The organism is Weizmannia acidilactici (assembly GCF_008974185.1).
In the GTDB taxonomy this organism is placed as follows: Bacteria; Bacillota; Bacilli; order Bacillales; family Bacillaceae_C; genus Weizmannia; species Weizmannia acidilactici.
Map to the genome: position 1 here is coordinate 1 of NZ_BKZP01000054.1, position 9542 is coordinate 9542.

Annotated in this window: 7 protein-coding genes; 4 read left to right on the forward strand and 3 right to left on the reverse strand. The window is 34.1% G+C overall.

Annotated elements, in window-relative coordinates:
• Positions 1 to 123 precede the first annotated feature (123 nt).
• A complete protein-coding gene (locus BpJC4_RS15140; protein ID WP_151681851.1) occupies positions 124 to 681 on the reverse strand; it encodes a flavodoxin family protein in 558 nt (185 codons plus the stop codon).
• A 125-nt stretch (positions 682 to 806) separates the two neighbouring features.
• Between BpJC4_RS15140 and BpJC4_RS15145 the strand changes: the two genes are divergently transcribed.
• Positions 807 to 1703: a LysR family transcriptional regulator gene (locus BpJC4_RS15145; protein ID WP_151681850.1), complete on the forward strand. Its 897-nt coding sequence runs from the start codon at positions 807 to 809 to the stop codon at positions 1701 to 1703.
• A 735-nt stretch (positions 1704 to 2438) separates the two neighbouring features.
• Here BpJC4_RS15145 and BpJC4_RS15150 read toward each other — a convergent pair.
• On the reverse strand, positions 2439 to 3353 hold the full coding sequence (locus BpJC4_RS15150; protein ID WP_151681849.1) for a class I SAM-dependent methyltransferase: 915 nt from the start codon (positions 3351 to 3353) through the stop codon (positions 2439 to 2441).
• Positions 3354 to 4101: 748 nt separating this feature from the next.
• Between BpJC4_RS15150 and BpJC4_RS17205 the strand changes: the two genes are divergently transcribed.
• Positions 4102 to 4353, forward strand: a complete 252-nt coding sequence (locus tag BpJC4_RS17205) for an IS3 family transposase (protein WP_151681848.1) — start codon at positions 4102 to 4104, stop codon at positions 4351 to 4353.
• 1682 nt (positions 4354 to 6035) lie between these two features.
• Here BpJC4_RS17205 and BpJC4_RS15160 read toward each other — a convergent pair.
• Complete coding sequence (locus tag BpJC4_RS15160) at positions 6036 to 6827, reverse strand: helix-turn-helix domain-containing protein (RefSeq protein WP_172968379.1); 792 nt, start codon at positions 6825 to 6827, stop codon at positions 6036 to 6038.
• A gap of 896 nt (positions 6828 to 7723) precedes the next feature.
• On the opposite strand from BpJC4_RS15160, the gene BpJC4_RS15165 reads away from it, so the two are divergent.
• Positions 7724 to 8260 carry a PilZ domain-containing protein gene (locus BpJC4_RS15165; protein ID WP_151681846.1) on the forward strand — a complete coding sequence of 179 codons (537 nt, stop codon included), beginning with the start codon at positions 7724 to 7726 and terminating at the stop codon, positions 8258 to 8260.
• Between the two features lie 315 nt (positions 8261 to 8575).
• Positions 8576 to 9542 (forward strand): putative bifunctional diguanylate cyclase/phosphodiesterase (locus BpJC4_RS15170; protein WP_151698155.1); only part of this gene is annotated, 967 nt, incomplete at its 3' end.

The following is a 9542-nucleotide window of genomic DNA, read 5'->3' on the forward strand; positions in this document are numbered from 1 at the left end:
ATTATCCGTAACTAAATTCCAATTTGCCCTGCCATGTTCTTACCTATTCTCAATGAATAAATGATTTCTAAAAGAAAAATTGTTGAAACTTTTAATCTTACATGTTAAAAAATCAATCCGCAACTAATTTGACTGTACTTGACTTATTAATATTTTTTGGATTTGAGAAGCAGCAGTTAACGCTATCCGATCTTGGAAAATCTCACCGGGTTTGTTTCCTCTGCCGAGTACGTATCCCTCAAAGGAAACTCCTAAAAAATTAAAAATGTATTGAAACTGTTGAATAAGGGGAAGCCCTTTTAAAAAAGGTTCGTCTCCACCAACTGCAATTACATATGCCTTTTTGGAAGACATAGCTATTTTGAAGTCAGGATATTTCGGATCTTTTAATGTTTGTGACCACCTATCAATAAATACCTTCATTGTTCCAGTCATGCTATACCAATAAATAGGTGTGGAAAATATAAGCAAATCATGATGAAGAATGCGTTCAATAATGAAATTATAATCATCATTGATTTCCTGAAATCCATTTTCTGTATGGCGTTGATCTTTTATGGGCTGGATTTTATAATCTTTTAAATATATCTTTTCCACAGGAATATCTTGAATTGCCCGCTCAGTTAGGATTTCGGTATTACCATTTTCACGGGTTCCTCCATAAATAACAGCAATTGTCATCTTTTATTCACTCCTACCTATAACTTGCTGTTTAGTTATTAATATTTTATAATTAATTTACAAATCATAAAAGATGATTATTTCTATTATATTAATCGAAAATAACGATTAGGTAAGTGAGAAAATTGGATGTTAAACAATTGATTACATTTAGAACCGCTGCAGAAAATTTGAACTTCACGAAAACTGCAAAGCTGTTAAAATATGCTCAATCCAGTGTGACTGCCCAGATTCAATCCCTTGAAAAAGAACTGGATACGCAACTGTTTGAACGTCTGGGAAAGAAAATATATTTAACAGAATCTGGACGTAAATTTAAAGTATATGCTGACAAAATGATTTCACTTGCAGATGAAGCAAAATTGGTTATTAGTGGGTTTACAGAGCCAACGGGGGTCCTGAAAATTGGAGCACAAGAAAGCCAGTGCACATACCGCCTTCCCCCTATTCTAAAGGAATTTAAAAATCAGTTACCCAATGTTAAACTAATTTTTAAACCTGCTCATTCAAACGAAATGGTCAAAGAGCAACTGCAAAGTGGTAATCTTGATGTAGCTTTCATTATGGATGTAGTTAAACCGGAAGATTCTTTAATAAAAGAACCGCTTGTTAAGGATGAACTGAAATTAGTTGCCTCACCCGATCATCCCTTAGTAAATAAGGAACTAATTTTTGCCAAAGACTTGGAATATGAGACTCTTCTTCTTACTGAGCAAGGATGTTCATATCGCAAAATATTTGAAGATTACTTGCGAGAATCCAATGTGTATCCCAGTAATAAAATTGAATTTGTCAGTATAGAAGCGATTAAGCAATGTGTAATTGCCGGACTCGGCATAGCTATATTGCCGGGCATGGTAGTAGAGCAGGACATTAAGGATGGGACAATAAAAGAACTTAAATGGGAACAGTCTAACTTTCCTCTTATCACTCAAATTGCATGGCATAAGGATAAACAAATGACAGTTCCCTTAATATCTTTTATAGAATTAACACGAAGAATACTCAAAATGACTATATAATTAGGGCCTGCTGAATAAGCAAATACTCAGACCAGACAAGAATTTTGGCTTCTTTTGTCAAATAAAAGGTGTAAGGATTTTATGGTTAATGCGCCAAAAACCTTGTACTTGAAGGCCGTATCAATGTATAAAAAAACGCAACATCAATTAACATTTTCTGAATTGTTTATTTTAAATGCGAAAAAACGGTGAAAAAATGGGGGAAAAACAGGCGGAAAAACGTCCATTTTTGAATCAAAAATCGGTGAAAATGGGGGTTTGGTCGTAAAACTTTATTTTGAATCCGACGGTGGAATGCGGGGTGGAGGGAGCAATTTGGGAAAAGTTTATTTGGAATGAACATAGTAGAGAAAAGATTTAAAGTTAAGTTTGTAATATTCCCTCCATAATATGGAATAAAGGTGTTAAGAGGAGAGAGAGAAATATAATGTAGATGTGCTGTAATACGAACCCGAAAGAGCAATATTCCTGTTTTTCTTTTGATTTTTGCCTTTGTTCGGAGAAGAAATATTTTACAATATCACAATATTCTATACAACCCAATATCCTAATTTTAGATAAAAATCTGCTGCTTTGGGGACTAACTAAGTTCCATTGCCATAAGGGAAAGAAGAGGGGGAGGAGTAAGGAAAGTAAGGTATGAAGGTGGAGTCAGGGTCGAAACCTAAAGTTACAGGTAATTAATAAAAAGCCATCCAGACTCTAGAGAGTAATTGGATGGCAATTTACGGTAGGTTATTTCTTTATGGCATGTATATAATGAATCGTTTCAAAGGCTGAAAGGTAGTCGTTTCGGTTGGAAAAGTAAGTTTCATCAATTTCGCTTGGTGATAAATGTTCATAAATAAGTAATCCTGCTTTTTCTAACATATTCTCAACTTCATTATAAGAAAAGCATGACTTCATTGGTTCACCACTTGCCAAGGCCATTTTTACCATGTTTTCAACTCTATCTGATTTTCCTTTCACATCAAATAGTGTTTCATCTGCGTAATCAAAAACGATGGAACTACCTATAGGAACTTCAGCGAACAAATTCTCCAACAATCTTGCATTTTCTTCTTTCGTTAAATAATAAGAAACTCCCAAAAGACTAAAGAATGTTTTCTTATTTTCAAATCCTGCATTCATCAGTTTTTGGTAAGTAAATGCCTTGGTGAAGTCCATCGAAACAAAATGAAGATTGTGTGGTATTTCCAAGTGAGCGTTTGATAATTGTTTCTTCTTAAACGCTTGTGTTGCTGGATGATCAATTTCAAATATTTTTATGACATTTTTCAATTCTGGATGACGAAAACAAAAAGTATCCAATCCAGCTCCGAGTATTACATATTGTTTCAATCCTAAATCGATTTCGTGAAGCAATACTTTCTCGCAAAATGCAGCCCGTGCTATAGGGGTTGGAGAAAGTTGAATCTGTGTAATCCATTTTAATATTTTATCTGTATTTCCATTGAATAGTTGAACTTTTTCTTTGTTGAAGAATTCTATCCCTTGAACCAAATTCATTTTAATGTCATTAAACTCTTTTTGTGTTATTAAATCTTTAGCGATATAGTCATCAAAGATTTTTGGTGTATCATATTTACTATGATAAGCTCTGCAAAAAGCTGATATTAAGGAAGTTAGACTGGACTCATTTTGCTTCATACAATTATCCTCCCGCATGAACAAAAATAAGATTCCCCTGGCCAGGAGAGTCTTATTATATCATAAAATATAAAATTATAAATTATAGCATAATTAAATAATTTTGTCAAGTATTTTGCTTGTATCGTATGTATCAAGTTTTTCTCTACAAAGTTAATTTTCCTGGTATCCAGGTACTCTTTTTGTACACTTTTGGCTACCGCGCTTTTCTTGCTTCCCTTGATAAGGGCAATCCCAAAAGCTGTTAAACCGGGCATATGGGTACCCCTTTTTGACGATCGCGAAATTTACTCTCTTTCCGTACGCGTCGCGAGCCTCCTCGCTCGTCCCTCAAGCACACCGGGTCTCTTCTTGCTCGCGTTTCCCGCAGGAGTCTCAGGAATTAGCGATCATCATATATTCTCAGCCTTTTAAAGGATTTTGGGATTGCCCCTTATCCAGGTAAAGAGAGGAGCTGTTAAAGTAGGTTTATGAGGAAAAATATACACCAGAATTCAAGACTTAAATTGTGCTAGAAGTCCTAAAAGAAGATGAGCGAGATTGCTTCAGATCATGGGATCCATGTCAATAAAGTTCGCCAATGGAGGAATGCGTTTCTCGAACAAATGCCTAAAATTTTTGGAAAAAGATAACAAAAAATCGATAATATGAAAGCCGAATACGAACAGACGATTGAAAATCTTTATGCAGAAGTCGGCCGCCTTACCACGCAGTTGTCGTGGCTTAAAAAAATCTGGAATGAAGGAGTATGGCAGAACGTATTGAAATAATCGACTGGGAAAACGCAGAACTGCCGATAACTGTACAGGCCGAACTGCTTAGTCTTAACCGTTCAAGCCTATACTATAAGCCTGTCGCCCCCTCTCCTGAAGAGGTGTACATCAAGCACCGGATTGATGAGATATATACCCAATATCCTTTCTACGGTTCCAGGCGCATTACGGCCGTGTTGAATGCCGAGGGCCTGGTCATTAACAGAAAGGCTGTCCAGCGCATATGAGGGAAATGGGAATTGCAGGGATCTCGCCAGGCCCCAACCTGAGTAAGCGTAACCTTGAACATCGGAAAAGACGAACAAAGGAGTGCTTTTTTGAGTAAATTAGTGGTATTAGAAGTAGCGATGGAAAAGAATGTTCCGGAGTTATATAATGTCTATTTTGGTGACAAAGCCCTGCTATACTATAACGATGAATCCCCTTTTTCGTAATTGGCATGAAGGATGGAATGAGTAAGGCCGCAGCAAATGAATACTTATCGGATTGTCGCGGAATCAAAAAGTACTATAAAAAATTATTTGGTACCGAAGTTCAGGTCTTTGTAACGGTTGAGGAACAGTTTAGAGAAGTCGAAGATTGGAGAAGTTATTTTCGTCAAATAGGATTATCCCATATATTAAAAAAAGATTAGTCCAGAAAGAGGAACCGTAATATTAAAGTCAGAAGTGGCTTACAATGATTCGTGGAGTGGATCAAAATTCAATAACCAAATACAAAGGGGAAATGATCGTGGTATATTAGCGGTTGGTTTTGGGAAAATAATTCATTATTAACAAGGACGGTAAAAGGGAATCCACTTCCAGAAGCACTTTTTACGGATACAGAAAAGAAAGTTTATAGCAATGATGAGACAGTTTCCCTTTTTACAAAGCATTTCCATTTAGTCAACCGTTTTAATCTTAGGTATACGAAAGAACTAAGCAAGGCAGAACGAACGAATTTAGTTCAAATGTCTCCACTTGCCTGGAATTCAAAGAGAGAATATGCAGAACTATTGATTAATCAAAATTCCTTTGAGATAACCGTTGATTTAGATGTTTTGGTCGGAATTAATAAGCAGATGAAGGAGGACGGAGAGTAATCCTAAGAAAACAGAGGTGAATTTTGATTTAAAAGGGAAGCTGTCTATTCCTGTAAACGATAACATTATTCCGAGTACCCTTTTTCAAATTAATTCAGGTACATTTTCGGAATAATGCGCTTATTTTGTTTCCGTTATTTGGGAATACGGAAACTTTTTTCAAATTATTTCAGCGAAAAACCAAGAGAAAAAGCTCCCATCAAGGAGCTTCAGGAATCGAAAAATATTCTTCTTTCTGGATTCTAACTTTATAAACTTCATACGGATGGAGGATAATACATACGTTGAACGATTTTCGGAGGTAAGGCGATTTACCAAAATTTCGGATCTTCGTCAAATAATGCACGTCTCTTCCTACATTCCAAATCCATCCCCTGAATCGGCAAAAAAGCTGTGGATCCATGTCAGATAAGTCTAATCCGAAATAATGGATAATGAACATATAAAATCCCCTGATATATTGTGCAAAATGTTAATCACATTATATCAGTGGAGATCGCTTATGTGTCTGGAATAATTTGAAATAATACCGGCCTTTTTTACGGATATAAAGTGAAAATGACTGTTTACATTAGAACTTCTAGCACGATTTGGGACTTGAATGCAGATGTGCATTGTTTTTTTCATAAACTTACTTTAACATCTCCTCATTTCGTGTCTAGTTTTATGGGCTCCTTATACTGTCATAAAATTACCGCTTCCAAATTCATGTTACTGAAATTGACCATATTGTAAGTGTCCAACTTGGATAAATACGCTTTGATATACTTATATACGATAAATTAAATATCTACTTGAAGATGAAGAGACGGATACACTGAATAATCAATAATCTTTTCTTCCGTTGTAAAATGGCGAGGAAAATATTTCTCCATCGGTCATTAAAAAAGGATATTCTTTCATCAGCTTAGTATGCTCTCCTGCAGACACTGACCATGCGTTATATGCTTGTACAAATAAAGTCTTCATATTGTTTATGCCTAATTTCTGCAATCTTTTCCCTAGTACATATTGGCTTGTGTTATCTTTATGGACCCAAACAGATATTGTGGCCTCATGATTACCAAGATGAGTTAACAAATTTCGAAGTTTATTATTGATTTCATGAAATAATATATCGGGATTTTCAATATTTTTTATATCAATATAATGAGTATATTTTATTGCTTTTTCTACATCACAAAGAGATTCTAAAGACTTTTTGTATATGGAAAAATATTCCTGGTGATCAAATATTACACAATGCCTGTTTTTCTGAATTGCAGCGTAAAGATAAGCTAAAACATGAATATAATAGTCCTCAATTTTGTCATAAAAAAATATCAATCTTATCTGTTCTGTGTCTCTAAAAAAACAAAAAATATTATAATCGAAAGCATCATTTTTAAACAAATGAGCCCCTCCATCTATCTTATTAGAAAATGCAAGTTCATCTTTAAAGAAACACAATGGATTAAAATCCAATACTTTAGCAATGTTTATAGCAACATCCGGGCTTGGATTCCGCTTCCCGTTTTCTATTTGAGAATAATATGATCTGTCTATAAAAGAGCTGGAAGCAACTTGTTCTTGAGTTAATTTTTTTGATTTACGAAGTTGTTTCAACCAATCCCTCATCAAGCCCCCACCTTGCAATTTATATGTAAAAATTTCTAATAGCTGATTATCATGTTACTAATAAATAACTGACGGTTATATTTTGATTTAATCATAGCATCTACTAATTAACTATTGGATAATAATGGTAATAATGTTAAATATTATGGTAGTGTATTAACAGAAATATTTTTATATTAATAAAAATTGATATATTATTAATTAAAGGAATTTCTTAATATATTTTAATCAAATTTGCTTTAAGTTAACGTTACAATTAGACACGTTTTCTAGGTCTAAAGTAAGTATGGGCCGTGATGATTTGGGTCGTTTCTCTAAATTAGTGTTTTTCCGTTAGATAAAGTAATCTCCTTCAATTTAACAGATTAAAGCACCATATTCCTTGGGCTGTGCAGAGCCAGATTCCTTGTTGGGTTTGGCTTTTAAAGATCGTAATCATGCCCGTAGAGGATCCATGTCAAATCGATTTTGGGTTATGTATTTTTCATTGCAATTTACTGTATTTAGTTTTGCAATTTTATGCACAGCCTTTCTGTATAACATAGGCTCTCAAACTCTTCCCGGTATTCATCTTTCAAGATCCTTACTTCATACCTGTTAAAGCGCTTTTGCAAGGCTGTATCTTTGTTAACTGCATACACATTTTGGCATAAAAATTTAGTAGAAATAATGAACATATAATACATATTAATTTTACTAATTGAATATACATATACGCTTTACAAATATGAGTATGTGGCGGTTTGCCACATATTTCAGGAAAAAAGTAATGTTAGAATTATAAAATAAATGATTTAACTATCATTGAATGGTAAACCTATCATTTTTTCCTTAGCATAAGAAACGGGATAACTAACTTGTTTTTGGGTTTTTAAACATTAAGGGGGGGAAATCTCATGAACTTAGCTGCCCTGATTACTGTAGTTATTTTGAACATCATGATGATTTTGTTAATCGTTTTATACTATACTAAGCAAGTTGAACAAAGGGATAAGAAGATAAAGGCGTTATCAAGATCTTTGAATAATTTGGAAAAAGAGTTAAAAGGAATGGAACAGAGGGATGCACCTCGTCTTAACTTTTTAATTGATCTGCCATGTACTTTTGAAGTATTAGAAGTGGGAGATCAGTCTCTGGAAAAAATAAGAAGTAAATGGGTAAAAGGGACTATAAAAGATATAAGCAGGACAGGATTAGGGGTGTTGTGCAATATTGATTTTCCTATTAGAAAGAAAATCGTTGTGCAAATTCAATTTAACTTTAAAAGTGAGAAGTTTTCCCTCAAAGGAATCATAGTACGCAAGCAAGAGGAAATTAATGGCCGTCTATTATATGGCATTAAGTTTGAGAATAGTGACTTAAAGGAACAACAAAAATTTGCCGTATTATTAAATAAAATTGAAATTAGCCGTCGACAGGGGAGAATGGCCTGATCTTTACAAAATCAGCATTGTATGTACTCAGCTTTAAAAACAATAGCGAAGTGTTAGGATAATCAGAAAAATAATTATTAATCTCAATCTCTTCTATTATATCAGATTACCTGGATAAAGTCAAAGAATTTTCATTCAATTATTATCAGAAAAATATTGAAGAACCGACATGAGTATATTTAATTCCTGATTATTGGAAAAGGTAAAATTTAAGATTCATTCATTCATTCATCATTCATCCTTTCCGTTTTAAGGATAATGTAATATATTATATCAAGCCTCGGGATTAATTTGTATTCAAAAGAAGGTATAATCATGGAAAGATTATTCAAAAAACCAGAAACATCTACACAAGGATTAGGATTAAATGGAAAAGACAGTTATCAATTTTGGGATGAATGCAAACAAGATGTAGGATACGAAAGACTTGAATTAGAAACCGATCTCCGAAAAGCATTGGAATGCAACGAGTTTCAACTTTATTACCAGCCAAAAATCAATCTAAATTCTGGAAAAATAAAAGGTGTTGAAGCTTTAATACGGTGGTTCCATCCAGAGAAAGGGCTTATCCCACCTGATAAATTTATTCCTTTGGCAGAAGAAACCGGGCTTATTGTACAAATAGGTGAATGGGTATTGCGTACAGCTTGTAAGCAGGCAATAATATGGCAAGATACAGCCATTGCTCCTTTTGAAATGTCAGTAAATATGTCTGTAAGGCAGTTATATCAACCTAACCTGGTGGAGATGGTAAGGGAAGTTTTAGAAGAAACCGGGCTTAACTCAAAATACCTTGAAATTGAGATAACAGAGAGTGTAATGGCTGATAGTGAGTATATCCTTAAAGTACTACACGAACTAAAACAGTTGGGGTTAAAAATAAGCTTGGACGATTTCGGAACTGGTTTTAGCTCACTGCATTATTTAAAAGAAGCACCATTTGACACTTTGAAAATTGATCAGTCATTTGTCCGTAACTGCACAAATGATGAAAATGATGCAGTTATTGTCAAAACTGTCATAGCAATGGCACATCAATTAAAACTTGAAGTAGTCGCTGAAGGAGTAGAAAAAGTTGAGCAACTTATTTTTCTCCAAAAAAATTTATGCGATATCGGACAAGGCTATTTATTTAGCAAACCTTTACCAACAAAGGAGTTTGTTAACAAGATTGAAGAATTGGAACAAATTGTGGGTAAGAATGGTATACCTAAGGATTTGAAAAATCAAAAATATTTGGATGAGGATTTGAAAATTGCCCGACAAGAATTATTAGATACTC